The organism is Streptomyces sp. AM8-1-1 (genome assembly GCF_032229325.1).
Classification (GTDB): domain Bacteria; phylum Actinomycetota; class Actinomycetes; order Streptomycetales; family Streptomycetaceae; genus Streptomyces; species Streptomyces achmelvichensis.
This window is the reverse complement of sequence record NZ_CP135086.1, coordinates 2,262,871-2,289,145: the sequence shown is the minus strand read 5'-3', so window position 1 is coordinate 2,289,145 and position 26,275 is coordinate 2,262,871. Positions and strand designations below refer to the sequence as shown.

Annotated in this window: 21 protein-coding genes; 18 read left to right on the top strand and 3 right to left on the bottom strand. The window is 71.3% G+C overall.

Annotated elements, in window-relative coordinates; all coding sequences use genetic code 11:
- Positions 1–324: 324 nt before the first annotated feature.
- From RPQ07_RS10195 to RPQ07_RS10145, 11 genes are all read left to right on the top strand, one after another.
- Positions 325–2,556, top strand: coding sequence for an ATP/GTP-binding protein (locus tag RPQ07_RS10195; RefSeq protein ID WP_313943790.1), 2,232 nt, complete (start codon positions 325–327; stop codon positions 2,554–2,556).
- Positions 2,557–2,687: 131 nt separating this feature from the next.
- The gene (locus RPQ07_RS10190) at positions 2,688–4,247 is read left to right on the top strand and encodes a PucR family transcriptional regulator (RefSeq protein WP_313943789.1); all 1,560 of its coding nucleotides are present in this window, start codon (positions 2,688–2,690) and stop codon (positions 4,245–4,247) included.
- 221 nt (positions 4,248–4,468) lie between these two features.
- Positions 4,469–5,473: an EamA family transporter gene (locus tag RPQ07_RS10185; RefSeq protein WP_313943788.1), complete on the top strand. Its 1,005-nt coding sequence runs from the start codon at positions 4,469–4,471 to the stop codon at positions 5,471–5,473.
- Positions 5,474–5,688: 215 nt separating this feature from the next.
- Positions 5,689–7,134, top strand: coding sequence for an aldehyde dehydrogenase family protein (locus RPQ07_RS10180; RefSeq protein WP_313943787.1), 1,446 nt, complete (start codon positions 5,689–5,691; stop codon positions 7,132–7,134).
- Between the two features lie 207 nt (positions 7,135–7,341).
- The gene (locus tag RPQ07_RS10175; protein WP_313943786.1) at positions 7,342–9,285 is read left to right on the top strand and encodes an acyl-CoA dehydrogenase family protein; all 1,944 of its coding nucleotides are present in this window, start codon (positions 7,342–7,344) and stop codon (positions 9,283–9,285) included.
- A 179-nt stretch (positions 9,286–9,464) separates the two neighbouring features.
- A complete protein-coding gene (dxr, locus tag RPQ07_RS10170; RefSeq protein WP_313943785.1) occupies positions 9,465–10,715 on the top strand; it encodes a 1-deoxy-D-xylulose-5-phosphate reductoisomerase in 1,251 nt (416 codons plus the stop codon).
- Positions 10,712–12,013 carry a site-2 protease family protein gene (locus tag RPQ07_RS10165; protein ID WP_313943784.1) on the top strand — a complete coding sequence of 434 codons (1,302 nt, stop codon included), beginning with the start codon at positions 10,712–10,714 and terminating at the stop codon, positions 12,011–12,013. The genes dxr and RPQ07_RS10165 overlap by 4 nt, the downstream gene beginning before the upstream one ends.
- A 178-nt stretch (positions 12,014–12,191) precedes the next feature.
- Complete coding sequence (gene ispG / locus RPQ07_RS10160; protein ID WP_313943783.1) at positions 12,192–13,346, top strand: flavodoxin-dependent (E)-4-hydroxy-3-methylbut-2-enyl-diphosphate synthase; 1,155 nt, start codon at positions 12,192–12,194, stop codon at positions 13,344–13,346.
- Positions 13,347–13,468: 122 nt separating this feature from the next.
- Positions 13,469–14,311 (top strand): GNAT family N-acetyltransferase, encoded by an 843-nt coding sequence (locus RPQ07_RS10155; protein WP_313948844.1) that lies wholly within the window; start codon positions 13,469–13,471, stop codon positions 14,309–14,311.
- A gap of 29 nt (positions 14,312–14,340) precedes the next feature.
- Positions 14,341–14,910 carry a GNAT family N-acetyltransferase gene (locus RPQ07_RS10150; RefSeq protein ID WP_313943781.1) on the top strand — a complete coding sequence of 190 codons (570 nt, stop codon included), beginning with the start codon at positions 14,341–14,343 and terminating at the stop codon, positions 14,908–14,910.
- Positions 14,911–14,978: 68 nt separating this feature from the next.
- Entirely contained in the window at positions 14,979–16,673 is a 1,695-nt protein-coding gene (locus tag RPQ07_RS10145) for a proline--tRNA ligase (protein ID WP_313943780.1), read from the top strand.
- 570 nt (positions 16,674–17,243) lie between these two features.
- On the opposite strand, the gene RPQ07_RS10140 is transcribed toward RPQ07_RS10145, so the two are convergent.
- From RPQ07_RS10140 to RPQ07_RS10130, 3 genes are read right to left on the bottom strand one after another with little or no spacing between them, the layout of a single operon-like run.
- On the bottom strand, positions 17,244–18,128 hold the full coding sequence (locus RPQ07_RS10140) for an aminoglycoside phosphotransferase family protein (RefSeq protein ID WP_313943779.1): 885 nt from the start codon (positions 18,126–18,128) through the stop codon (positions 17,244–17,246).
- A gap of 15 nt (positions 18,129–18,143) precedes the next feature.
- Positions 18,144–18,578, bottom strand: coding sequence for a ferritin-like domain-containing protein (locus tag RPQ07_RS10135; RefSeq protein WP_313943778.1), 435 nt, complete (start codon positions 18,576–18,578; stop codon positions 18,144–18,146).
- A complete protein-coding gene (locus RPQ07_RS10130; RefSeq protein ID WP_313943777.1) occupies positions 18,575–19,063 on the bottom strand; it encodes a hypothetical protein in 489 nt (162 codons plus the stop codon). The genes RPQ07_RS10135 and RPQ07_RS10130 overlap by 4 nt, the downstream gene beginning before the upstream one ends.
- A gap of 153 nt (positions 19,064–19,216) precedes the next feature.
- Here RPQ07_RS10130 and rimP point away from each other — a divergent pair, with 153 nt between their 5' ends.
- From rimP to truB, 7 genes are all read left to right on the top strand, one after another.
- Positions 19,217–19,714 (top strand): ribosome maturation factor RimP, encoded by a 498-nt coding sequence (gene rimP / locus RPQ07_RS10125; RefSeq protein WP_313943776.1) that lies wholly within the window; start codon positions 19,217–19,219, stop codon positions 19,712–19,714.
- A 2-nt stretch (positions 19,715–19,716) separates the two neighbouring features.
- Positions 19,717–20,724: a transcription termination factor NusA gene (gene nusA / locus RPQ07_RS10120; protein ID WP_313943775.1), complete on the top strand. Its 1,008-nt coding sequence runs from the start codon at positions 19,717–19,719 to the stop codon at positions 20,722–20,724.
- A 118-nt stretch (positions 20,725–20,842) separates the two neighbouring features.
- Positions 20,843–21,121, top strand: coding sequence for a YlxR family protein (locus tag RPQ07_RS10115; protein WP_313943774.1), 279 nt, complete (start codon positions 20,843–20,845; stop codon positions 21,119–21,121).
- 151 nt (positions 21,122–21,272) lie between these two features.
- Positions 21,273–24,416 carry a translation initiation factor IF-2 gene (gene infB, locus RPQ07_RS10110; protein ID WP_313943773.1) on the top strand — a complete coding sequence of 1,048 codons (3,144 nt, stop codon included), beginning with the start codon at positions 21,273–21,275 and terminating at the stop codon, positions 24,414–24,416.
- 140 nt (positions 24,417–24,556) lie between these two features.
- Complete coding sequence (locus RPQ07_RS10105) at positions 24,557–24,850, top strand: DUF503 domain-containing protein (RefSeq protein ID WP_313943772.1); 294 nt, start codon at positions 24,557–24,559, stop codon at positions 24,848–24,850.
- A gap of 27 nt (positions 24,851–24,877) precedes the next feature.
- Positions 24,878–25,321, top strand: a complete 444-nt coding sequence (rbfA, locus tag RPQ07_RS10100; RefSeq protein ID WP_313943771.1) for a 30S ribosome-binding factor RbfA — start codon at positions 24,878–24,880, stop codon at positions 25,319–25,321.
- Positions 25,318–26,217, top strand: coding sequence for a tRNA pseudouridine(55) synthase TruB (gene truB / locus RPQ07_RS10095; RefSeq protein ID WP_313943770.1), 900 nt, complete (start codon positions 25,318–25,320; stop codon positions 26,215–26,217). The genes rbfA and truB overlap by 4 nt, the downstream gene beginning before the upstream one ends.
- Positions 26,218–26,275: the final 58 nt, after the last annotated feature.

Here is a 26,275-nt window from a genome sequence, read left to right as displayed (position 1 = left end):
TCCTGGGGTGCTGTGGGACGCTTCGTGTTTCTTTCTCCGCAGGCTAGGCGCGGGGGAGGGGGGTGGGCATGCGCCGTTCGGGAGTGTTGGGGGTGTGTCGTTGTCCGTGCCGGACATAGGCGGGCGCGGAAGGGCCTTCGCGAACGCCGGGCGGGGCGAATCGGTGAACTACCCCCACCGGGGCACTAGATTGACCGTGCACAGAGCGGGCCTGGCTGGTCAGGGGGCAGCGGTTTCATGGAATCCGAAGGCACATTCGACGCACGCGGTACGCGGTCCGATTCCGTGCCACGTCCCGCCGGGCCACCACCCGACGAGCCGTCGATGCCGCCCGGAACCCCCGCGCGGCCGGCGCAGGCGCCGGTGTCCCGCCTGGCGGTCGCCGAATGGCTGCGCATCCCGCGGCCTGCCGCCGCCCCCGGGATCTGGCGTCTGGACCACCGTGAGCGGCCGCAGGAGGAACCGGACCTCGTGCCCGCCCGCCAGCTGTTCAGTGGCGCCTTCATCGCCTACCTCTGCGGCTGGCTCCTCTGGTCACTGCTGTGGAACGGCTACCTGGACGGTTGGTGGTTCTTCGTCAAGGACTGGTGGCTGCTGCCGATGCTGTGGCTGGTCCCGGACGACTGGCGGGCACAGGGCAGCCAGAACGCGGAACTCTTCGTCGCCGCGACCTACCTCTACGACGCCCTCGTCCTCGGTCTGCTCGCCGTCGGCTTCGGGCGGGTGGGCAACTGGCGCGAGGTCTGGCAGCGCTACGGCGTGCCGCTGTGGCCGCTCTTCGTCCTGCTGCCGGGCGTGTGGCGCGAAATGCCCCGTACCGTCACATGGCTCACCTGGGTGTCGAACATCTACTACGTGCTGCTCGTGGCCGCAGTGATCGCGGCTGTCGGGCGGATCGGCACGTGGCCGCCCGTACGGCGTCGGCTGGGGACCGCCGGGCCGGCGGCCGCGCCCCCGCCTCCGCCGGAAGCCGACCCCGCCGACTGGCCCGAGCTGCGCGCCGCCGGTCTGGGCGAGGCCGCCGCCCGGCTCGCCGACGCCACCGCACGCGGAACGCTCGGCGATGTGGACTACGCCCGGATCCGGCGCGCCTGGCAGGGAGTGCACGCCAGGCCCGACCGGCTCTCCGCCTTCGCCGACACCGTGCGCAGGGACGGGCCCGCCGCCTGCGCCCACCCCTCCGGCCGTCGGGACCTGGCCGTGCGCAGTGCCACGCACGACCTCGCCACCGCACAGGTCAAGATCGGCACCGTGGTCGACGACCCGCGCAATTCCTACGCACGCCGCACCACCGGTGTCGCCCTCGAACCCGCCCTCCTCGGGACCTCCCTCCTCGCCGTCGGGCCCTCCGGGTCCGGGAAGAGCGTGCGGCTGGTGCGGCCCGTCGTCGAGTCCCTGTGCCTCCAGGCCCTCGCCAACCGCGCCGCCGTCGTCACCGTCACCGCGCAGGGGGCCGCCGCCGCGCCCGACGACGCCTTCGACCTGGTCATCTCCGTCGGACGCCCCGATTCCACCCACGACCTCGACCTCTACGGCGGCGCCGACGACCCCGACGAGGCGGCTCGCGTGCTCGCCGAGGCGCTCGTCGGGGATCTCGCCGCCACCCTGCCCGGCGGCGACAGCCGGCGGGCCGCGACCGCGCTCGCCCAGCTGATCGGGCCGTACCGCTGCGTCCACGGACGCTTCCCCGCCGTACCCGAGCTGCGGGAACTGCTCAGCGGCGCTCCCGTCGCCGTCGGAGCGCTGCGGGCCGCGCTGGAGTCGCAGGGCGATCCGGTCGCCGCGGCGCAGCTGCGGGAGCTGGACGCCCGGGAGCGGCAGTCCGCCCGCGCCGACGACATCGGCGTCCTGCTCGCCGAGCGGATCGCCTTCCTGGACCGGCCCGCCTTCGCCACGTTCTTCCGCACCGACGGCGGCGGGCGGCAGTTTTCGCTCCGCGCCATCGAACACCCGCTGCGCGTCCGCGTCGACCTGCCCGAGCGGGGGCACGCCGAGGCCTCGCGGATCGTGGCGCGGCTGATCCTCGCGCAGTTCACCGAAGCAGCGCTGACCCGGTCGGACCGTTCGCTGTTCGCCGCGCTCGTCCTCGACGACGCGACCTACACCGTCACCGCGGACTCGGTGCGCGCCGTCCAGCGGCTGCGCTCCGCCAACGCCGGTGTCGTCTTCGCACTGCGGACCCTGGAGGACGTGCCCGAGCCGCTGCGCGGACCGCTGCTCGGTGCGGTCGGCTGCCGGATGGCGTTCGCCGGACTCGCGCCCTGGGACGGCGGACGGTTCGCCGAGGCCTGGGGCACCGAATGGGTCCAGACCCGCGATGTCACCAACCGGCAGATCATCTCCGACGAACCGCTGACCAAGGCGCTGCACATGATGCGCCGCCTGGTCACCGGCAAGGCGGCCACGGCCGAGGCGATCACGGTCCGGGAGGTCGAGCGGGCCCGCTGGTCCGCCTCGGACCTGGCGCACGCGGTCCCGGCCGGCCACGCCGTGCTCTCCCTCACCAGCGTCCGCGGCGAGCACGCGCCTCCGCTGCTGGTGGACTTGCGCACCTGAGACCGGAGTCCGCGCGGCTGAGGTACGGGCTCCCGCCGCGGAGCCCGTACTGCTACGCCCTGGCAGAATCGAAGTACGCCGTTCATACGGGACGGCGAAATTCATCGCTGCTCGAAGGGCCGAGAAGTCCCATGCCGCCCACGCTCGCCTCGCTCGTCCAGCACTCGGCGCTCAAACTCACCGTGCGCTCCGGGGAGGACCGGCTCGAGACGCCCGTGCGCTGGGCCCACGTCAGCGAGCTCGCCGACCCGGTGCCGTACATGGAGGGCGGCGAGCTGCTGCTCGTCACGGCGATGACCCTGGACGCCGAGGACCCCGAGGCCATGCGCCGCTATGTGCGCAGGCTGGTGGGCGCCGGTGTCGTCGGGCTCGGCTTCGCGGTCGGCGTGTACTACGAGGACATCCCGGACGCGCTGCTCGACGCGGCGAAGGCGGAGGATTTCCCGCTCCTCGCCGTGCCGCGCCGCACACCCTTCCTCGCCATCAGCAAGGCGGTCTCCGCGGCGATCGCGGCCGACCAGTACCGCGCTGTGACCGCCGGCTTCGAGGTCCAGCGGGAACTGACCCGGGCAGCGCTGGCCGAGGGCCCCGGCGCGGTCGTCGCCAAACTGGCCGCCCACGTCGACGGCTGGGCCGCGCTGTACGACGCATCGGGCTCCGTCGTCGCGGCCTCGCCCGAGTGGGCCGCGCGGCGGGCGGCCCGCCTCACCGGGGACGTGGAACGGCTGCGGGAGCGGGCGGCGCCCGCGAGCGCGGTCGTCGGCGACACCGACGACGACCGCGTCGAACTCCAGTCGCTCGGCAGCGGACGGCGGGTGCGCGGTGCGCTGGCCGTCGGCACGGGCGCGCCACTGGGCACCGCGTCGCGGTACGCCGTCCACTCGGCCGTCGCCCTGCTCACCCTGTCCACGGAGCGCTCGCGAGCGTTCCAGGAGGCGGAGCAGCGGCTCGGCGCCGCGGTGCTGCGGATGCTGCTGTCCGGTCAGCCCGACCATGCGCGCGCGGTCGCCGGAGACCTCTACGGCGGGCTGCTCGACGCACCTTTCCGGCTGCTGATCGCCGAGCCGGCGGGGGAGCAGGCGCCGGGCGCGGAGCAGCCCCTCCAGGCTTTCGCCGACATGCTGGAATCGGCGGCGGCGCGTGCGGCCGAGCCGGTGCTCGCGGTGCCGGACACGGAGGACCGGCTGGTGGTGCTGGCCGCGGACGGCGGCGCCGTGGTCACCGCCTGCACGGCGGCGTACGGCGAACAGGAGTCCGACGACGCAGCGCTGGTCGTCGGACTCTCGGCCCCCACCGGACCGATAGCGGCGGCGGGCGCCTACAAGCAGTGCGAGCAGGCGCTCTCGGTCGCCCGGCGGCGCGGCCGGGCCCTCGTCGAGCACGAGGAACTGGCGGCGGGATCGATCCTCCCGCTGCTCGCGGACGACGCGGTACGGGCGTTCGCGGACGGCATGCTGCGGGCGCTCTACGAGCACGACGCGACCGGGCGGGGCGATCTGGTGGCCTCGCTGCGGGCGTGGCTCTCGCGGCACGGCCAGTGGGACGCGGCGGCGGCGGACCTCGGCGTGCACCGTCACACCTTGCGGTACCGGATGCGGCGGGTGGAGGAGATCCTCGGGCGGTCGCTGGACGACCCGGACGTCCGGATGGAGTTGTGGCTGGCGCTGAAGACGTCGGCCGGTTCCGCCTGAACCGTCGGCCGTTCCGGGTGCGCGGACGGCCCGACCCCTCGAACTCCGCGACGCCCGGACTCCCGAACTCGCGGAATTCGGCCACTCCTTGAAAGATTTTCCCTTTCGGTGCCCGAACTCGGGCAGAAATCTGGCACTCGGTCGCCGAAATGCCTAGTGTCCTGCCTCGTGGTCGCCGGCGTCGGGGGTTCCTGTGCGCCGTCCAGGGACGAGAAGGACCGATGACACGACGCGCTGCCTCATCCGGCACATCCGCATCCGGCACATCCGCTGCCTGCACCTCTGCCGAAACTCTCGCCGGCGCCGGAACCGGGGTCGACGGGGTTTCCGCCCCCGACCGCCGGATCTCCGGAGCCGTCTGGGCGGCGCTCGCCATCGTCTACGTCGTCTGGGGCTCCACGTACCTCGGCATCCGCATCGTGGTCGAGACGATGCCGCCCTTCCTGTCCGCCGGCGCGCGCTTCGTCGTCGCGGGACTCGTCCTCGGAGCGCTCGTGGCCTGGCGGCAGGGCCCGTCCGCGCTCAAGGTCACCCGCAGGCAGCTGGCGTCCGCCGCGATGGTCGGCCTGCTGCTCCTGCTCGGCGGCAACGGCCTCGTCGTTCTCGCCGAGACAACGGTGCCCTCGGGCCTCGCCGCGCTGCTGATCGCCGTCGTACCGGCCTGGGTCGTCGTCCTGCGCAGGGCGTCCGGCGAACGGCCCGGCCTCGGGGCGTACTGCGGCGTCCTCCTCGGACTGGCGGGCCTCGCGGTTCTGACGCTGCCCGGCCTCAGCGGTGATGTACAGCTGTGGGGCGTCCTCACGGTGATCGTCGGGACCCTGATGTGGTCGGTCGGCTCGTTCTCCTCGTCGCGCATCCCGATGCCGGCGAACCCCTTCGCCGCGAGTGCGTACGAGATGGTGGCGGGCGGCATCGGCTGCGCGCTGGTGGGCCTCGGCCGCGGGGAGCAGCACGGCTTCGTCCTCGGCGAGGTCTCGGCCCGCTCCTGGACGGCGCTCGCGTATCTGGTGGTGTTCGGCTCGATCGTGGCGTTCACGGCATACGCGTGGCTGCTGCACTCGGCCCCGCTGTCGCTGGTGGCGACGTACGCGTACGTCAATCCGGTGGTGGCGGTGCTGCTCGGTGCGCTGATCCTGAACGAGGAGCTGTCGTGGCCGATCGCGCTGGGAGGAGCGGTGGTGGTGGCGGGGGTGTGCCTGATCGTCTCGACGGAACGTCGGCGGTGAGGCGGGGGTGGTGGCAGGGAACGGCGGGTTCTGCCGCCGCACGATCCGCACGATCCCCGGGGCCCGTTCGCCGCGTCGTCCAAGGGGGCTGCCACCCGCACGACAAAGCGGCGGGGGCGGGCCCGACAACACTCCATCGCGGACAAACGCCAGGACGGCCTCCCGCCCCTACCGTGGGGCGCAGACATCCCCATCTATCTCGGAAGGGCCGGGACATGACTTCCACCCACGCCTTCTGGCTCGCCGGCCGTCAGGCCACCGGTGAGGCCACCTTCGACGTCACCTCCCCCTGGGACGGACGGCTCGTCGGTCAGGTCTCCGTCCCGACCGAGGCCCAGGTCGAGGAGGCGGTCGCCGCCGCGTACGCCGTGCGCGACGAGTTCGCCGCCACCCCCGCCCACGTACGCGCCGCCGCCCTCGACCACGTGTCGCGCCGGCTCGTCGAGCGCACCGAGGAGATCGCGCAGCTCATCTCCGCCGAGAACGGCAAGCCCGTCAAGTGGGCCCGCGGCGAGGTCGGCCGTGCCGTGTCCGTCTTCCGGTTCGCCGCCGAGGAGGCTCGCCGCTTCAACGGTGGCGAGGCCCAGCGCCTGGACACCGACGCCGGCGGCCAGGGCCGTCTCGCGCTCACCCGCCGCTTCCCCAAGGGTGTCGTCCTCGGGATCGCGCCGTTCAACTTCCCGCTGAACCTCTGCGCGCACAAGATCGCCCCGGCGATCGCCGTCGGCGCGCCGATCATCCTCAAGCCCGCGCCCGCCACCCCGCTCTCCGGCCTGATCATCGGCGAGCTGCTCGCCGAGACCGAGCTGCCCGCGGGCTCCTGGTCCGTGCTGCCGGTGCCGAACGACAAGATGCCCGCCCTCGTCCAGGACGAGCGGCTGCCGGTCATCTCCTTCACCGGTTCCGACAAGGTCGGCTTCGCGATCATGGACTCCGTGCCGCGCAAGCACTGCACCCTGGAGCTCGGCGGCAACGGCGCGGCCGTGGTCCTCGGCGACTTCGCCTCCGAGAAGGACCTGGACTGGGCGGCGACCCGTATCGCCACCTTCTCCAACTACCAGGGCGGCCAGTCCTGCATCTCCGTGCAGCGCGTCATTGCCGACGCCTCCGTCCACGACCGCCTGGTCCCCAAGATCGTCGCGGCGGTCGAGGCCCAGGTCACCGGTGACCCGTCCGACGACGCCACCGATGTCGGCCCCCTCGTCAGCGAGGACGCCGCGAAGCGCGTCGAGGCGTGGGTCGACGAGGCCGTGCAGGCGGGCGCCACGCTCCTGGCCGGCGGCAAGCGTGACGGTGCGTCGTACGCGCCGACCGTCCTCGCCGACGTCCCCGCCGACTCCACCATCGCCTGCGAGGAGGTCTTCGGGCCCGTCCTCACCATCCGCAAGGTGGACGGCGAGGCCGAGGCCTTCGCCGCGGTCAACGACTCCAAGTACGGCCTTCAGGCAGGCGTGTTCACCCACGACGTACAGACCGCCTTCCGTGCCCACCGCGCGCTGGAGGTCGGCGGCGTGATCATCGGCGATGTGCCGTCCTACCGCGCGGACCAGATGCCGTACGGCGGAGCCAAGCAGTCCGGTGTCGGCCGCGAGGGCGTGGCCTTCGCGATGGACGACTACACGTACGAGCGGGTTCTGGTCCTCACTGGACTGGCCCTGTAGCGCCCGTACGTCACCGACCACGGCCGGAGCCCACTGTGCGGGGGCTCCGGCCGTTCCCGTACCCCGTCGGAGGGGGCTTTCGGTGCGGCACGCGGACTGGTGGAGCGCGCGGTAATCGGGTACTACGAACGAGTAGCACCGGCCGGTAAAGGCGCTTCCGTGCCCCGGCCCATGCCCCCGGCCCCGACTCGCGGCGAGGTGAGCCTCATGACCGCACCACTCGAGAAAAACCGTCCCAAGGTCAGCGAGCGTGAAGCACGACAGGTCGCCGAAGCCGCGCGCGAGAAGGACTGGCGCAAGCCGAGCTTCGCCAAGGAACTGTTCCTCGGCCGCTTCCGGCTCGACCTGATCCATCCGCATCCCATGCCCGCCGGCGAGGACGCCCGCCGCGGCGAGGAATTCCTCGCGAAACTGCGCGACTTCTGCGAGACCCGGATCGACGGCGCGCTCATCGAGCGCGAGGCGCGGATCCCCGACGAGGTGATCGACGGGCTCAAGGAGCTCGGCGCCCTCGGTATGAAGATCGACATCAAGTACGGCGGCCTCGGCCTCACCCAGGTGTACTACAACAAGGCCCTGGCGCTCGTCGGCTCCGCCAACCCCGCGATCGGCGCGCTCCTGTCGGCGCACCAGTCGATCGGCGTACCGCAGCCCCTGAAGATCTTCGGCACGCAGGAGCAGAAGGACGCGTTCCTGCCGCGCCTTGCCCGTACCGATATCTCCGCCTTCCTGCTGACCGAGCCGGACGTCGGCTCGGACCCCGCCCGTCTCGCCACCACCGCCGTCCCCGACGGCGACGACTACATCCTCGACGGCGTCAAGCTCTGGACCACCAACGGCGTCGTCGCCGACCTCCTCGTCGTGATGGCCCGTGTGCCCAAGTCCGAGGGGCACAAGGGCGGCATCACCGCCTTCGTCGTCGAAGCCGCGAGCGAGGGCATCACCGTCGAGAACCGGAACGCCTTCATGGGCCTGCGCGGCCTGGAGAACGGCGTCACCCGCTTCCACAAGGTCCGCGTCCCGGCCGCCAACCGCATCGGCGCCGAAGGTGCCGGACTCAAGATCGCCCTCACCACGCTCAACACGGGCCGGCTCTCGCTGCCCGCGATGTGTGTCGGAGCGGGCAAGTGGTGCCTGAAGATCGCCCGTGAATGGTCGGCGGTGCGCGAGCAGTGGGGCAGGCCGGTCGCCAAGCACGAGGCCGTCGGCGCGAAGATCTCCTTCATCGCGGCGACCACCTTCGCGCTGGAGGCGGTGCTCGACCTCTCGTCCCAGATGGCCGACGAGGACCGCAACGACATCCGTATCGAGGCGGCGCTCGCCAAGCTCTACGGCTCCGAGATGGCCTGGCTGATGGCGGACGAGCTGGTGCAGATCCGCGGCGGCCGCGGCTTCGAGACCGCCGACTCGCTGGCGGCGCGCGGCGAACGGGCCGTCCCCGCCGAGCAGATGCTGCGCGACCTGCGCATCAACCGCATCTTCGAGGGCTCCACCGAGATCATGCATCTGCTGATCGCCCGCGAGGCCGTCGACGCGCATCTCGCCGTGGCCGGGGACATCATCGACCCCGACAAGACGCTCGGCGACAAGGCGAGGGCCGGCGCCAACGCGGCGGCCTTCTACGCCCGCTGGCTGCCGAAGCTGGTCACCGGTCCGGGTCAACTACCGCGCACGTACAACGAATTCCACCCGCCCGGGCACCCGGATCTGTCCGGACACCTGCGCTACGTCGAGCGTTCGGCCCGCAAGCTCGCCCGCTCGACGTTCTACGCGATGTCCCGCTGGCAGGGCCGCATGGAGACGAAGCAGGGCTTCCTCGGCCGGATCGTCGACATCGGAGCCGAACTGTTCGCGATGAGCGCGGCCTGCGTACGTGCCGAACTGCTGCGCACCACCGAGGCGCACGGCCGTGAGGCGTACCAGCTGGCCGACGTGTTCTGCCGGCAGTCCCGCATCCGGGTCGAGGAACTCTTCACCCGTCTGTGGTCGAACACCGACGACCTCGACAACAAGGTCGTGGGCGGTGTGCTGTCCGGCACGTACACCTGGCTGGAGGAGGGCATCGTCGACCCGAGCGGCGAAGGCCCCTGGATCGCGGACGCGACCCCGGGCCCGGCGCAGCGGGAGAATGTCCACCGCCCCATCCGCTGACCCGTGCGCGCCCGGTGCCCCGGCCGTCGTCGATCTCCGGATCAGCGGCGGCCGGGGCACCGACGCGCCGACCGGCATCCGGTGCCCGGCCGTGCACGCGGCCCCCGTTCACCCGGCCCGGGCGCCGGTTCGCGGGACGCACTGTCCGACCGCACAGCGGATGCGGCCACAATGGGGGGATGAGCGACAGCCCATCCCCTCTCGCCGACCCCCATATCGCCTTCGATCCGTCCGAAGGCCGCCGGGACATCGTCGTCCTCGGCTCCACCGGGTCCATCGGCACGCAGGCCATCGACCTGGTCCTGCGCAACCCCGACCGCTTCCGCGTCACCGCGCTCTCCGCCGCCGGCGGACGGGTCGGGCTCCTGGCCGAGCAGGCCCGGCAGCTGCGGGTCGACACGGTGGCCGTGGCACGCGAGGACGCCGTGCCCGCGCTGCGCGAGGCGCTCGCGGGGCAGTACGGCACCGAGCCCCTGCCGGAGATCCTCGCCGGGCCGGACGCCGCCACCCAGCTCGCCGCCTCCGCCTGCCACACCGTGCTCAACGGCATCACCGGCTCCATCGGCCTCGCCCCGACCCTTGCCGCGCTCGAGGCGGGCCGCACTCTCGCCCTCGCCAACAAGGAGTCGCTCATCGTCGGCGGGCCGTTGGTGAAGGCGCTCGCCGCGCCCGGCCAGATCATCCCGGTCGACTCCGAGCACGCGGCACTCTTCCAGGCGCTGGCCGCGGGCACCCGGGCCGATGTGCGCAAGCTCGTCGTCACCGCGTCGGGCGGCCCCTTCCGCGGCCGGACCCGCGCGGAACTGGCGAACGTCACCCCCGACGACGCCCTCGCGCACCCCACCTGGGCGATGGGCCCGGTGATCACCATCAACAGCGCGACGCTGGTCAACAAGGGACTGGAGGTCATCGAGGCGCACCTCCTCTACGACATCCCGTTCGACCGCATCGAGGTCGTCGTCCACCCTCAGTCCTATGTCCACTCGATGGTGGAGTTCACGGACGGATCGACCATCGCCCAGGCCACCCCGCCCGACATGCGCGGACCGATCGCCGTCGGCATCGGCTGGCCCGAGCGGGTCCCGGGCGCCGCCCCGGCTTTCGACTGGACCACGGCGTCGACCTGGGAGTTCTTCCCGCTGGACACCGAGGCGTTCCCGTCCGTCGGACTCGCCCGGCACGTGGGGCAGCTGGGCGGCACGGCGCCGGCGGTGTTCAATGCCGCGAACGAGGAGTGCGTCGACGCGTTTCTCGCAGGGCGGCTGCCGTTCAACGGAATCCTGGATACGGTCACCGAAGTCGTCACCGAACACGGAGTGCCCGCCGAGGGAACCCGGCTGACGGTGTCGGACGTCCTGGAAGCGGAGACCTGGGCCCGGGCGAGGGCCCGGGAACTGGCAGTGAAGGCTACGGCGGAGGCTCGCGCATGACGATTCTGTTGACGGTCCTCGGCATAGCTCTCTTCGCAGTGGGGCTGCTGATCTCCATCGCCTGGCACGAGCTCGGCCACCTTTCCACGGCCAAGCTCTTCGGCATCCGCGTCCCCCAGTACATGGTCGGCTTCGGCCCGACCATCTGGTCGCGGCACAAGGGCGAGACGGAGTACGGCATCAAGGCCATCCCCATGGGCGGCTACATCCGCATGATCGGGATGTTCCCGCCCGGCGAGGACGGCCGGCTGGAGGCGCGGTCGACGTCGCCCTGGCGCGGAATGATCGAGGACGCCCGCTCGGCGGCCTTCGAGGAACTGAAGCCCGGGGACGAGAAGCGGCTCTTCTACACGCGCAAGCCCTGGAAGCGCGTGATCGTGATGTTCGCCGGGCCGTTCATGAACCTGATCCTCGCCGTCGCGATCTTCCTCGGGGTGGCGATGACCTTCGGCTTCGCGACCCAGACCACCGAGGTCGCCGGGGTCCAGAAGTGCGTCATCTCCCAGAGCGAGAACCGTGACACCTGCGCCAAGGGCGACCCGGTCTCGCCCGCCGAGGCCGCCGGGCTGAAGACGGGCGACAAGATCGTCGCCTTCAACGGCAAGCCGGTCGACGACTGGGCCACCCTGTCGAACCGCATCCGCGAGACCATCGGCCCGGCCACCATCACCGTCGAGCGCGGCGGACAGGAGCAGGTCCTCGAGGCCACGCTCGCCAAGAACTCGGTGGCCAAGAAGAACGCCGACGGCGAGGTCGTCCCCGGGCAGTACGTCCCCGCGGGCTACCTCGGCTTCGCCGCCAAGACCGAGATCCTGCCGCTGTCCTTCCCCGATTCGGTCGACCGCATGGGCGACATGATCGAGAACGGTGTCGAGTCCATGGTGGCGCTGCCCGCCAAGGTCCCGGACCTGTGGAACGCCGCCTTCAGCGACGGCGACCGCAAGGACGACTCCCCGGTGGGCGTGGTCGGTGCGGCCCGTATCAGCGGTGAGGTGATGAACCTCGACGCACCGGCACAGAACCTGATCGCGATGTTCATGATGCTGCTCGCCGGCTTCAACCTGTCGCTGTTCCTGTTCAACATGCTGCCGCTGCTGCCGCTGGACGGCGGTCATATCGCGGGCGCCCTGTGGGAGTCCGTACGCCGCAATCTCGCCAAGCTGTTCCGGCGCCCCGATCCCGGCCCCTTCGACGTGGCCAAGCTGATGCCGGTCGCCTACGTGGTCGCGGGCATCTTCATCTGCTTCACCCTGCTCGTCCTGGTCGCCGACATCGTCAACCCCGTCAAGATCAGCTGAGCGGATCCGCCGCGGCGGAAAGGTACGGAGACGGCCGGACACCCTATGTGTCCGGCCGCTCACCTTTTCGGGGTGTTTGCCTGCGCGATGTGCTGACGACAACCCGGGTGCCGTAATCTCGACTGCTGGAGCCCGCCGATCTCGGGACCTCGATCCACTCCTTGGGGTTGCACAGCAGATGACCGCGATTTCTCTCGGTATGCCATCCGTTCCGACCAAGCTCGCCGACCGCCGGGTGAGCCGGAAGATCCAGGTCGGCACCGTCGCCGTCGGTGGCGACGCCCCCGTCTCCGTCCAGTCGATGACGACGACCAGGACGTCGGACATCGGTGCCACGCTGCAGCAGATCGCCGAACTGACCGCGTCCGGTTGCCAGATCGTGCGGGTGGCGTGCCCGACGCAGGACGACGCGGACGCGTTGTCGACGATCGCGCGGAAGTCGCAGATCCCGGTGATCGCGGACATTCATTTTCAGCCGAAGTATGTGTTCGCGGCGATCGACGCGGGCTGTGCGGCGGTGCGGGTGAACCCGGGCAACATCAAGCAGTTCGACGACAAGGTGAAGGAGATCGCGCGGGCGGCGGGTGATGCGGGGACCCCGATCCGGATCGGGGTGAACGCGGGTTCGCTGGATGCGCGGCTGCTGGCGAAGTACGGCAAGGCGACGCCGGAGGCGCTGGTGGAGTCGGCGCTGTGGGAGGCGTCGCTGTTCGAGGAGCACGGTTTCCGGGACATCAAGATCTCGGTGAAGCACAACGACCCGGTCGTGATGGTCAACGCCTACCGGCAGCTGGCTGCGCAGTCGGACTATCCGCTGCACCTGGGTGTGACGGAGGCCGGTCCCGCCTTCCAGGGCACGATCAAGTCGGCGGTGGCGTTCGGTGCGCTGCTGAGTGAGGGGATCGGGGACACGATCCGGGTTTCTCTGTCGGCGCCGCCGGCGGAGGAGGTGAAGGTCGGTATCCAGATTCTGGAGTCGCTCAATCTGCGTCAGCGCCGGCTGGAGATCGTGTCGTGTCCGTCGTGCGGTCGGGCGCAGGTGGATGTGTACAAGCTGGCGGATGAGGTGACGGCGGGTCTGGAGGGCATGGAGGTGCCTCTGCGGGTCGCGGTCATGGGGTGTGTGGTGAACGGCCCGGGCGAGGCCCGTGAGGCCGACCTGGGTGTCGCGTCCGGCAACGGCAAGGGTCAGATCTTCGTCAAGGGCGAGGTCATCAAGACGGTGCCCGAGTCGAGGATCGTGGAGACCCTCATCGAAGAGGCGCTGAAGATCGCCGAACAGATGGAGAAGGACGGCGTCATGTCCGGCGAACCCGAGGTCTCGGTCAGCTGACAGGCGCCATCGGCCCCGGGCACGCAGTGTCGTGCACCGGGGCCTGTTGCTGAGCTCGGCACCCGGGGTACCCGCCAGGTACAGTTCGGAGATCAGCAGACCGTATGGTGAGGCCCCTCGTGTTGACGCAGACCACCACCCGGGTCCTTGAACCCAGCGACCTCGGCGCAGCGCTCGCCGTCCTCGAGAGCGAGCCCGTGACGAACGCCTTCGTCGCATCCCGGGTCCAGGTCGCCGGGCTCGACCCCTGGCGCCTCGGCGGCGAGATGTGGGGCTGGTACGCGGACGGGCGGCTCCGCTCGCTCTGCTACTCCGGCGCCAACCTCGTGCCGATCTGCGCCGGACCCGAAGCCGTACGCGCCTTCGCCGACCGCGCCCGCAGAGCCGGCCGCCGCTGCTCGTCCATCGTCGGCCCCGCCGAGCCCACCGCCCAGCTGTGGCGGCTGCTCGAACCGAGCTGGGGCCCCGCCAGGGACGTACGCGCCAACCAGCCGCTCATGGTCACCGAGCAGGTCCCCGACGACATCGAGCCCGACCCGCACGTCCGCCGCATCCGCAAGGACGAGATGGAAGTGATCATGCCCGCCTGCGTGGCCATGTTCACCGAGGAGGTCGGCATCTCCCCGATGGCGGGCGACGGCGGACTGCTCTACCAGGCACGCGTGGCCGAACTCGTCGCCGCGGGGAGGTCGTTCGCCCGTATCGAGGACGGCAGGGTCGTCTTCAAGGCCGAGATCGGCGCGGCGACCACGGACGCCTGCCAGATCCAAGGGGTGTGGGTGGACCCGGAGTTCCGCGGCCGGGGACTGTCCGAGACGGGCATGGCGGCCGTGCTGCGCTACGCGCTCGCGGATGTCGCTCCGGTCGTCAGCCTGTACGTCAACGACTACAACACCGCTGCCAGGGCGTCGTACCGCCGCGTCGGCTTCCGCGAGGTCGGAGCCTTCATGAGCGTGCTGTTCTGACGGAGCGCGACGGCAAGTAGGGTTCGCGCATGGCAGCACTTCCCGGAGGCGCACCCCGGACCCCCGACATCGTGGTCGGACCGGTCGATCTGGCCGCGCGCATCGACGAGGCCCTCGCGGTACAGGCCCTCGCCTTCGGGCTGAGCGACGACGAGGTCGAGGTCCGGCGCCACATCGTCGACCGCCATCTCCTGCAGCCCGGCGCCTGCGCCCTCGGCGCACTGACCGGCAACGGGCGCCTCGTCGGCTTCGTCTACGGCATGCCCAACGACCGCACCCACTGGTGGTCCACCGTCGTCGAGCCCTATCTGCGGCGAGGCGACAGCGACGGCTGGCTCGACGACTCCTTCGTCATCACCGAACTGCACGTCCACCCCGCTTTCCAGGGCCAGGGCATCGGCCGTGAGCTGATCACCACGATCACCGACCGGGCACTTCAGCCGCGGTCGATCCTCTCCGCCATCGACATCGAGAGCCCGGCCCGCGCCCTCTACCGCTCGCTCGGCTACCGGGACCTCGCGCGCCAGGTCCTGTTCCCCAGCGCCCCCAGTCCGTACGCCGTGATGGGCGCCCCGCTGCCCCTGCTCCGCGGGAACTGATTTCCGCCCGCACCCACCGCCCGGATAACCTCCTGCCAGCATCCTTATACGACGCAGGAGAATTCCCCATGGCAGCCCAGGTCCAGCGCATGTCCCGTCTGATGGTCAAGACACTGCGCGACGACCCGGCGGACGCCGAGACGCTCAGCCACAAGCTGCTCGTCCGCGCCGGGTACGTCCGGCGCAACGCGGCGGGCATCTGGTCCTGGCTGCCGCTCGGCAAGAGGGTCCTGGAGAACGTCACGCGCGTCGTGCGCGAGGAGATGGACGCCATCGGCGCCCAGGAGGTCCTGCTGCCCGCCCTGCTGCCCAAGGAGCCCTACGAGGCGACGGGCCGCTGGGAGGAGTACGGCGCGGAGCTGTTCCGCCTCAAGGACCGCAAGGGCGCGGAGTACCTGCTCGGCCCGACCCACGAGGAGATCTTCACCCAGCTGGTCAAGGACCAGTGCACGTCCTACAAGGACCTGCCGGTGATCCTCTACCAGATCCAGGCGAAGTACCGCGACGAGGCGCGTCCCCGTTCGGGCATCCTGCGGGGCCGTGAGTTCCAGATGAAGGACTCGTACTCCTTCGACACGACCGACGAGGGCCTGGCGGAGTCGTACGCGCTGCACCGCGCCGCGTACATCAAGATCTTCGAGCGACTCGGACTCTCCCACCGCATCGTCTCGGCCGTCTCCGGAGCCATGGGCGGCTCCGCGTCGGAGGAGTTCCTGGCGCCGGCGGCCGCGGGCGAGGACACCTTCGTGTACTGCCCGTCCTGCGACTACGCCGCGAACACGGAGGCCGTGACCTTCGCCGCCCAGGTGGCCTCCGGCGACCACCCCGCGGTGGAGGAGCTGGACACCCCCGAGACCCCGACCATCGAGACGCTCGCCGCGCTCCTGGAGGTGCCTGCCTCCGCGACGCTGAAGAACCTGCTGGTCAAGGTCGACGGCGAGATCGTCGCCGTCGGTGTGCCCGGTGACCGCGAGGTCGACCTCGGCAAGCTGACGGACCACCTCGCGCCCGCCACCGTGGAACTCGTCACCGCGGACGACTTCACCGGCCGGCCCGACCTCGTACGCGGCTACGTCGGCCCGCAGGGCCTGGAGAAGGTCCGCTACATCGCCGACCCGCGGGTGGCACGGGGCACGGCCTGGATCACCGGCGCGAACAAGCCCGACACCCACGCCCGCAACGTCGTCGCGGGCCGCGACTTCGAGGTGGACGACTACCTCGACGTCGTCGTGGTCCAGGACGGCGACCCCTGCCCGCAGTGCGGTACGGGGCTCAAGCTCGACCGTGCGATCGAGATCGGCCACATCTTCCAGCTCGGCCGGAAGTACGCGGACGCCTTCCAGCTCGACGTGCTCGGCCAGAACGGCAAGCCGGCCCGGGTGACGATGGGCTCGTACGGCATCGGTGTCTCGCGCGCGGTGGCGGCACTGGCGGAGCAGACGGCGGACGAGCAGGGCCTGTGCTGGCCGCGGGAGATCGCCCCGGCGGACGTCCACGTGGTCGCCGCGGGCAAGGCGCTCCAGACGGAGCTCGCCCTGGACGTCGCCGACCAGCTGGCGGCGGCGGGCCTGCGGGTCCTGGTGGACGAGCGTCCCGGGGTCTCGCCGGGCGTGAAGTTCACGGACGCGGAGCTGATCGGCGTCCCGAAGATCCTGGTGGCGGGCCGCCGCTCGGCGGAGGGCGTGGTGGAACTGAAGGACCGCCGCACGGGGGAGCGGGAGGAGCTCCCGGTGTCGGAGGCGATCGCGCGGCTGCGGGGCTGAGGGAACGGGGGGGCGCGATTCCGGCCGGCCCTGGGTTTGAGGACATGCCGGCAGGGCGTGCCCGGCGGTGAGGGTGCGGGTGGTTCGCGGGGCGCTGCCCCGGGCCCCGCGCCTCAATCGCCGGCGGGGCGGAATGTGCGGCCTGTTGTCCCGGCGGGGCGGAATGTGCGGCCTGTTGCTCTGACGCGGCTGGGCTTGTCCGGCCTTGTGTGCGGGGCGAGTTCAGCCTGTTCGACGTGTGAGGACATGCCGGTAGGCGTGCCCGGCCGTGATGGTGCGGGTGGTTCGCGGGGCGCTGCCCCGGACCCCGCGCCTCAATCGCCGGCGGGGCTTGATGTGCGGCCTGTCGTCCCGGCGGGGCTTGATGTGCGGCCTGTCGCCCTGGCGAGGGCGGAATGTGCAGCCTGTTGTTATGGCGAGGGCTGGATGCGTGGCCTGTTGCTCTGACGCGGTTCGGCTTGTCCGGCCTTGTGTGCGGGGCGAGTTCAGCCCGTCCGGCGATTGAGGACATGCCGGCGGACACGGCGCATGCGGCAGGGGACCCCCGCCGGGGAGGGGGTCGGCCACGCCTCAGAGCCAGCTCGCGAACTCCAGGCTCAGTTCCGCCTCTTGCGCCCGGCCCGACGACTGCGCCCTCGTCGCCGACTCCACCGCGCGGAACAGCGTCCAGCCCCGCAGCCGGTCCGGGTCCACCTCCAGTGAGTCCGCCAGCTTGTTCACCCGGCGGCGGGCCGCCGACGCCCCCGAGGACGCGGCGATCAGGTCCTCCACCCGGTCGCGGACCAGCCGCGCCAGGTCGTAGGCGCGTTCACCCACCAGCGGTTCCGGGCCCACCGCCAGCCACGGCGTGCGGTCGCCCGCGAGGACCTTGCCCTGGCGGAAGTTGCCGTGCAGCAACAGCGTCTCCGGCGGCGCGGCGGTCAGTTCGTCGCGGGCCGCGAGCGCCTCGGAGACCAGCGCCGACGACGCATCCGACGACGCCTCCGCCGAGACCCGCATCGCCTCCGCCTGCCGTGCCGTCCGGTCCGCCACCGACTCGAAGCCATGGGCCGCGGGCGGCTCGACCCACAGCCGCCGTACGATCCCCGACGCCTCCAGCAGCGCCTTCGCCTCCGGCAGCGAGCGCAGGCTCATCTCCGGGTGCAGCCGCTCCAGCAGCAGCGCGTCGCCCGGAGCCGCGAGCAGGCGCACCGCGCCCCAGCCGTCCCAGTGCTCCAGCGCGGCCCGTTCCAGGGCGGGCGTGGCCGCGGGCGGGGCGAGCTTCAGCGCGGCCGGGGTGCCGTTCTCCAGGCGTACGAGGACGACCAGGCTGCTCCGGCCCCCCGGGGCCATCACCCGCTCGACGTCCAGCCCCTCGCGGGACATCGCCTCGTCGGTGAGCGCGGGCAGCAGCCCGAGCCAGTCGTCGCTCTCGCCGAGCGCCCGAACCAGACGCCGGGGCGCTTCAAAACCCACGTGTGTGCTTCCCTTTCACTGCCCGGCCGCCCGCTCGGCGAGCCCAGGAAAGGCTACGCCGCTGCCGCGCCAGCGCACGGCACGCACCGCCGCCTCCCGCAGGGCACCGGCGGCCTCGCGCCGCAGCGGCCCGTCGGCGGCCCGTACGAGATCGGAGCAGACGCCCGCGACCCGGTCCTCCAGCACCGCCGCGAGGCGCACGGCCGCGGCCGAGTCCGGCACCGCGAAGGGCAGGTTGTACGCGGCGGCTGCCGCCTCCGGCGTGCCGCCGAGGTCCCGCACGGTGCGGACGAGCGCGTCGCGCCGGGCGCGGTGCGCTCCGTGTGCCGCGGTGGCCTCCGCCCGGCGGGCCTCGCCGACCCGGGCTCCGACGACTCCGTACCCGTAGACCGCGGCGTGCTCCGCGGCCAGCGCCGCCTGAAGAGCCCTCAGGACGTCGTCCGTGCTCATCGCGGGGCCCCGTTCGTCAGCAGGTAGACGTGCGTCGCGCCCGCCGCGGCGACCGACGCCAGCAGGCGGGCGAGTTCGGGTGGCGCCTCGTCCAGAGCGGCGGTGTGTGCCTCGAAGGCACGTTTCTCCGCACTGGCGAGCGAGGCGAGAGCTTCCGCGGGAACAGTCGGGACCGGTGCCGTGAGGGCCACCGGGGGCGTCCCGCCGAGCGCGGTGACATGCGCGGCCACCGCCGTGCGCAGGGGAGTGAGCCGCCCCGCCAGCGCCGGATGCTGTGCGATGGCGGCGTCGTAGTGGTCCCGCAGGGACCCGCTCGTCGCGGCCAGGCGCTTGCGCAGGGCCTTCTCCGCCCGGGCCGGATCGCCCGCCGGGCCGGAGGTCCGGGTCTCGGTGGACGGCCGGTCCGAACAACCCGTCAACACCGCCGCCGCGGCCGCACCCGTGGCCATGAGCGCACGTCTGCGTGTCGTCCCCGTGCGCCCCACGCGTCTCTCCCTCGGCATCTTGTGATCATCGCCGCAGGCGAGCGTACCTGCGGGTGCCGTGCAGGTGGACGGCAACACCCCTCGGGACCGGATACCCTTTGATCTGACACGCGACGATCCCACAACAGCACACGCGGCCGAGGAGTCACCCGGATGAGCACCACCCAGAGCGAGAGGCTGCGCGGGCTGCTGGAACCGCTCGTCAGCGCCGCGGACCTGGATCTGGAAGAGATCGAGGTGTCCCGGGCCGGCCGGCGTCGCATGCTGAGGATCATCGTGGACTCCGACGAAGGCGCCACTCTGGACGCCTGTGCCGAGCTGAGCCGCGCCATCTCCGCCAAGCTCGACGAGACCGACGCCATGGGCGAGGACGAGTACGTCCTCGAAGTGAGCTCGCCCGGCGCGGACCGCCCCCTGACCGAGCACCGCCACTACGTGCGTGCCGTCGGCCGGCTCGTGAAGCTTCAACTCACCGAGGGCGGGGACGTGGTGGCCCGCATCCTGGCCGTGGACGACGAGGGGCTCGACCTCGAGGTGCCCGGAGTGAAGGGCCGAAAGCCCACCGCCCGCCGGGTCGCCTTCGCCGAGATCGCCAAGGCTCGCGTGGAGATCGAGTTCAGCCGCAAGGACAAGAAGGAAGAGGAGGCGTAGCCGTGGACATCGACGTGAAGCTCCTGAAGGGCTTGGCACAAGAGAAGGAGATCCCCTTCGACCTGCTGGTCGAGGCGATCGAGTCGGCCCTCCTCATCGCGTACCACCGCACCGACGGCAGCCGCCGTCACGCTCGTGTCGTGCTCAGCCGCGACACCGGCCATGTGACCGTGTGGGCGAAGGAGGAGCAGGCCGATCTGGAGGAGGGCCAGGAGCCCAAGGAGTTCGACGACACTCCCTCGGACTTCGGCCGTATCGCCGCCACCACCGCCCGCCAGGTCATCCAGCAGCGGCTGCGGGACGCCGAGAACGACGTCACCTTCGGCGAGTACGCCCGCCGTGAGGGCGATGTCGTCGCCGGCATGGTGCAGCAGGGCAAGGACCCGAAGAACGTCCTGGTCAAGCTGGACGACAAGCTCGAGGCGATCCTGCCGGTGCAGGAGCAGGTCCCGGGCGAGGAGTACACCCACGGTCTGCGTCTGCGCACGTACGTCGTCCGGGTGGCGAAGGGCGTGCGCGGCCCGTCCGTGACGCTCTCCCGCACCCACCCCAACCTGGTGAAGAAGCTCTTCGCGCTGGAGGTCCCGGAGATCGCGGACGGCAGCGTCGAGATCGCGGCGATCGCCCGCGAGGCCGGTCACCGCACCAAGATCGCGGTCCGCTCCACCCGTTCCGGACTCAACCCCAAGGGCGCCTGCATCGGCCCCATGGGCAGCCGTGTCCGCAATGTCATGGCCGAGCTGCACGGCGAGAAGATCGACATCGTGGACTGGTCGGACGACCCCGCCGAGATGGTGGCCAACGCCCTCTCGCCGGCCCGCGTCAGCAAGGTCGAGGTCGTGGACCTCGGCGCGCGCTCGGCCCGGGTGACCGTCCCCGACTACCAGCTGTCACTGGCGATCGGCAAGGAGGGGCAGAACGCCCGTCTGGCCGCCCGTCTCACCGGCTGGCGCATCGACATCCGCCCGGACACGGAGCAGAGCGACGACCACGGCCCCGACCAGGGCTGAGGAATGCCACCGGGCTGAGCGCCGTTTTACCAACGGGGCGCCTCACCGGGATCGAGACAACGATCGTTCGATTTTTGCCCCGAAGGGGTGAGGTCGCTACGGGGAGGTAGACTTAAACGTGTCTGGCCGGACGCTCGACCGCGCATGCCCTGAACGCACATGTGTGGGATGCCGGGAGCGGGCGGCCAAGAGCGATCTGCTGCGCATCGTGGTGGTCGGTGGCGAATGTGTCCCCGATGATCGCGGTACGCTGCCCGGCCGGGGTGCGTATGTACACCCCGCCTCGGTCTGTCTCGACCTGGCTGTACGCCGCCGGGCTTTCCCACGGGCCTTCCGGGCCCAGGGACCGCTCGACACGGCTGGAGTACGGCGGTATGTCGAGCAGGCAGCACCGTAAGGAAGAGAAGTACGGCACGGAACCCCGTGCGGTCAGGTACCTCGCGAGTTGGAAGTAGGTCGAGATTGCGATGAGCACTCGATGAGTACGCGATGAGTACGCCCATGAAGTAGCGACGGTCCGGCGGTAACCCGGACCTAAAAGGAGCGAAGTGGCTAAGGTCCGGGTATACGAACTCGCCAAGGAGTTCGGGGTTGAGAGCAAGGTCGTCATGGCCAAGCTCCAAGAACTCGGTGAATTCGTCCGTTCGGCGTCCTCGACGATCGAGGCGCCGGTTGTACGCAAGTTGACTGACGCACTGCAGGGGCCCGGCGGCAACGCCGGCAAGTCCGCTGCGAAGCCCGGCGCGCCTCGCAAGGCCGCGCCTTCCCCCGCAGCGGCAAACCGCGCGGGCGGTACCCCCACGCCCGGCGCGCCCTCCCCGGCGCCGTCGGCCCGTCCCGCTGCCCCCAAGCCCGGCGTCCCGGCCCCCAAGCCGGCCGCAGCCGAGGCTCCGGCGAGCAGCACTCCCTCGACCGCACCGGCTTCCGGCCCCCGCCCGGGTCCCAAGCCCGCGCCGGCCAAGCCCGCTCCGGCGGCTCCGGTGCCCGCGGCCGAGTTCTCCGCACCTGCCCCGGCGCAGCCCGCCGCGCCGCAGGCCCCCCGTCCCGGTGCCCCCGCCCCGCGTCCTGCCCGTCCGGCTCCGGCCGGCGGACAGCGCGACGGTGGTCAGCGTGACGGCGGCCAGCGCGACGGCGGCCGCGGCGGCGACCGTCCTGCCCGCCCCGCGGGCCAGGGTGGACCGCGTCCCGGCGGCAGCCGTCCGGCCGGTCCCCGTCCGGGCAACAACCCCTTCACCTCGGGTGGCTCCACCGGAATGGCGCGCCCGCAGGCGCCCCGTCCGGGTGGCGCTCCCCGTCCCGGTGGCGGCGGCGCTCCCGGCGCCCCGCGTCCGCAGGGTGGCCCCGGCGGCGCTCCCCGGCCCCAGGGCCAGGGCGGCGCTCGTCCGTCTCCCGGCGGCATGCCCCGTCCGCAGGCGCCCCGTCCCGGTGGCGGCGGCGGTCCTGCCGGTAACCGCCCGAACCCGGGCATGATGCCGCAGCGTCCTGCTGCCGGTCCCCGTCCTGGTGGCGGTCCCGGTGGCGGCGGCGGTGGCCGTGGTCCCGGCGGTGGCGGTCGTCCCGGCGGTGGCGGCGGCGGTCGTCCCGGTGGCGGCGGCGGCTTCGCCGGTCGTCCCGGTGGCGGCGGCGGTGGCGGCGGCTTCGCCGGTCGTCCCGGCGGTCCCGGTGGCGGTGGCGGCGGTTTCGCCGGTCGTCCCGGTGGTCCCGGTGGCGGCGGTGGCCGTCCCGGCTTCGGCGGTCGTCCGGGTGGTCCCGGTGGCCGTGGTGGCACGCAGGGTGCGTTCGGCCGTCCCGGCGGTCCGGCGCGTCGTGGCCGTAAGTCGAAGCGGCAGAGGCGCCAGGAGTACGAGGCCATGCAGGCCCCGTCGGTCGGCGGTGTGATGCTGCCTCGTGGCAACGGACAGTCCGTCCGTCTGTCGCGCGGTGCGTCCCTCACCGACTTCGCGGAGAAGATCAACGCCAACCCGGCGTCGCTCGTCGCCGTGATGATGAACCTCGGCGAGATGGTCACTGCCACGCAGTCCGTCTCCGACGAGACGCTGCGCCTGCTCGCGGACGAGATGAACTACGTCCTCGAGATCGTCAGCCCGGAGGAGGAGGACCGCGAGCTTCTCGAGTCCTTCGACATCGAGTTCGGCGAGGACGAGGGCGGCGAGGAGTTCCTCGTGTCCCGTCCGCCGGTCGTGACCGTCATGGGTCACGTCGACCACGGTAAGACCCGACTGCTGGACGCGATCCGCAAGACGAACGTCGTTGCGGGCGAGGCCGGCGGTATCACGCAGCACATCGGTGCGTACCAGGTCGGCACCGAGGTCAACGGCGAAGAGCGCAAGATCACCTTCATTGACACCCCGGGTCACGAGGCGTTCACCGCCATGCGTGCCCGTGGTGCCAAGTCCACCGACATCGCGATCCTCGTGGTGGCGGCGAACGACGGTGTGATGCCCCAGACGATCGAGGCGCTGAACCACGCCAAGGCGGCCGGTGTGCCGATCGTGGTCGCGGTCAACAAGATCGACGTCGAGGGCGCGGACCCGACCAAGGTGCGCGGTCAGCTCACCGAGTTCGGTCTGGTGGCCGAGGAGTACGGCGGCGACACGATGTTCGTCGACATCTCCGCCAAGCAGGGTCTGCACATCGACTCCCTGCTGGAGGCCGTGGTCCTCACCGCGGACGCCTCGCTCGACCTGCGGGCCAACCCGGAGCAGGACGCGCAGGGTATTGCGATCGAGGCTCACCTCGACCGCGGCCGCGGTGCCGTCGCCACGGTGCTCGTCCAGCGCGGAACGCTCCGCGTCGGCGACACGATGGTCGCCGGTGACGCGTACGGCCGTGTCCGGGCGATGCTCGACGACAACGGCAACAACGTCGAGGAAGCGGCTCCGTCCACTCCCGTCCTGGTCCTGGGTCTCACCAACGTCCCCGGCGCCGGCGACAACTTCCTGGTCGTCGACGAGGACCGCACCGCACGGCAGATCGCCGAGAAGCGTGCCGCCCGTGAGCGGAACGCCAACTTCGCCCGCAAGGGTGTCCGGTTCTCCCTGGAGAACCTGGACGAGGCGCTCAAGGCCGGTCTGGTGCAGGAACTCAACCTCATCATCAAGGGCGACGCGTCCGGTTCGGTGGAGGCTCTCGAGTCCTCGCTGCTCCAGCTCGACGTCGGCGAAGAGGTCGACATCCGGGTGCTGCACCGCGGTGTGGGTGCGGTCACGGAGTCGGACATCGACCTGGCGATGGGCTCCGACGCCATCGTCATCGGCTTCAACGTCCGCGCTGCCGGGCGTGCCCAGCAGATGGCGGAGCGCGAAGGCGTCGACGTCCGGTACTACTCGGTGATCTACCAGGCCATCGAGGAGATCGAGGCGGCCCTCAAGGGCATGCTCAAGCCGGAGTACGAAGAGGTCGAGCTCGGTACGGCGGAGATCCGCGAGATCTTCCGCTCGTCCAAGCTGGGCAACATCGCGGGTGTTCTCATCCGCTCCGGCGAGGTCAAGCGCAACACCAAGGCCCGGCTCATCCGCGACGGCAAGGTCATCGCGGAGGACCTCAACATCCAGGGTCTGCGCCGCTTCAAGGACGACGTCACCGAGATCCGCGAAGGCTTCGAGGGCGGTATCAACCTCGGAAACTTCAACGACATCAAGATCGACGATGTCATCGCGACGTACGAGATGCGCGAGAAGCCTCGCGGCTGATCCGCGCAGCATCGGTCGGGGCCGCTCGACGGGTAAATATCCGTCGAGCGGCCCCGGCCGCTGCGTGTACGGTTCTTGTGTCCCTGCCAAACCCTGGCAGGTGTCATGAACCCGAACCGGCGGGACATCCGGATACATACATGTATGTGGGGACACTGTCCTTCGATCTGCTTCTCGGCGACGTACGGTCGCTGAAGGAGAAGCGCTCCGTGGTCCGCCCGATCGTCGCCGAGCTCCACCGGAAGTACGCGGTGAGCGTGGCGGAGACCGGAGACCAGGACCTCCACCGCAGGGCAGAGATCGGCCTCGCGGCGGTCTCCGGGGACACGGGGCACCTCACAGACGTACTCGACCGGTGCGAGCGCCTTGTCGCCGGCCGGCCGGAGGTGGAGCTGCTGTCCGTTCGACGCAGGCTCCACAGCGACGAAGACTGATGGCAAGGCAAAGAAGGAGAAGGACCAGTGGCCGACAACGCGCGGGCGAAGAAACTGGCGGACCTCATCCGGGAGGTGGTCGCCGAGAAGCTGCAGCGCGGCATCAAGGACCCGCGGCTCGGCACGCACGTGACCATCACGGACACCCGGGTGACCGGTGACCTGAGGGAGGCCACGGTCTTCTACACGGTCTACGGCGACGACGAGGACCGGGCCAGCGCCGCTGCCGGACTGGAGAGCGCCAAGGGCGTTCTGCGCTCCGCGGTCGGCGCCGCGGCGGGTACCAAGTTCACGCCCACCCTGGCTTTCGTGGCGGACGCCCTCCCGGAGAACGCCAAGACGATCGAGGACCTGCTCGACAAGGCACGGGCCTCGGACGCGAAGGTGCGTGAGGCGTCCTCGGGCGCCGCGTACGCCGGTGAGGCGGACCCGTACCGCAAGCCGGAGGACGAGGACGAAGCCTCGGAATGACACAGCAGAACAAGACGCCGGACGGCCTTGTCATCGTCGACAAGCCGTCCGGCTTCACGTCGCACGACGTCGTCGCCAAGATGCGCGGGATCGCCAAGACCCGTCGCGTCGGACACGCGGGAACACTCGACCCGATGGCGACCGGGGTCCTGGTGCTGGGGGTCGAGAGAGCCACCAAGCTCCTCGGGCACCTGGCGCTCACCGAGAAGGAGTACCTCGGCACGATCCGGCTCGGTCAGACGACCGTCACCGATGACGCCGAGGGCGAGGTCACGGCATCCGTCGACGCCTCCGGGGTCACCCGGGAGGGCATCGACGCCGGTGTGGCGGCCCTGAGCGGCGCCATCATGCAGGTGCCGTCCAAGGTCAGCGCCATCAAGATCGACGGCAAGCGGTCCTACGCCCGCGTGCGCGGCGGCGAGGAGTTCGAGATCCCGGCCCGTCCGGTGACGGTCTCCTCGTTCCAGGTGTACGACGTGCGGGAAGCGGTCGCGGAGGACGGGACCGCCGTCGTGGACCTGATCGTCTCCGTCGTCTGCTCGTCCGGGACGTACATCCGCGCGCTGGCGCGTGACCTCGGTGCCGGTCTCGGCGTCGGCGGCCATCTCACCGCGCTGCGGCGTACCCGCGTCGGCCCGTACGGGCTGGACTCGGCGAGGACGCTGGACGAGCTCCAGAAGGACCTCACGGTCATGCCGATCGCGGAGGCCGCCGAGGCGGCGTTCCCGCGCTGGGACGTGGACGAGAAGCGCTCCCGGCTGCTGATCAACGGTGTACGGCTGGACATGCCGGCCTTCGACCGCGCTCCGGTCGCCGCGTTCGGGCCCGACGGACGCTTCATCGCCCTGGTCGAGGAGCAGAAGGGCAAGGCCAAGAGCCTCGCCGTCTTCGGCTGACCGCAGACCGGGCGGGACCGGCCCCGTCAGGACGCCCACCGGCACGGCCGGGGCGAGC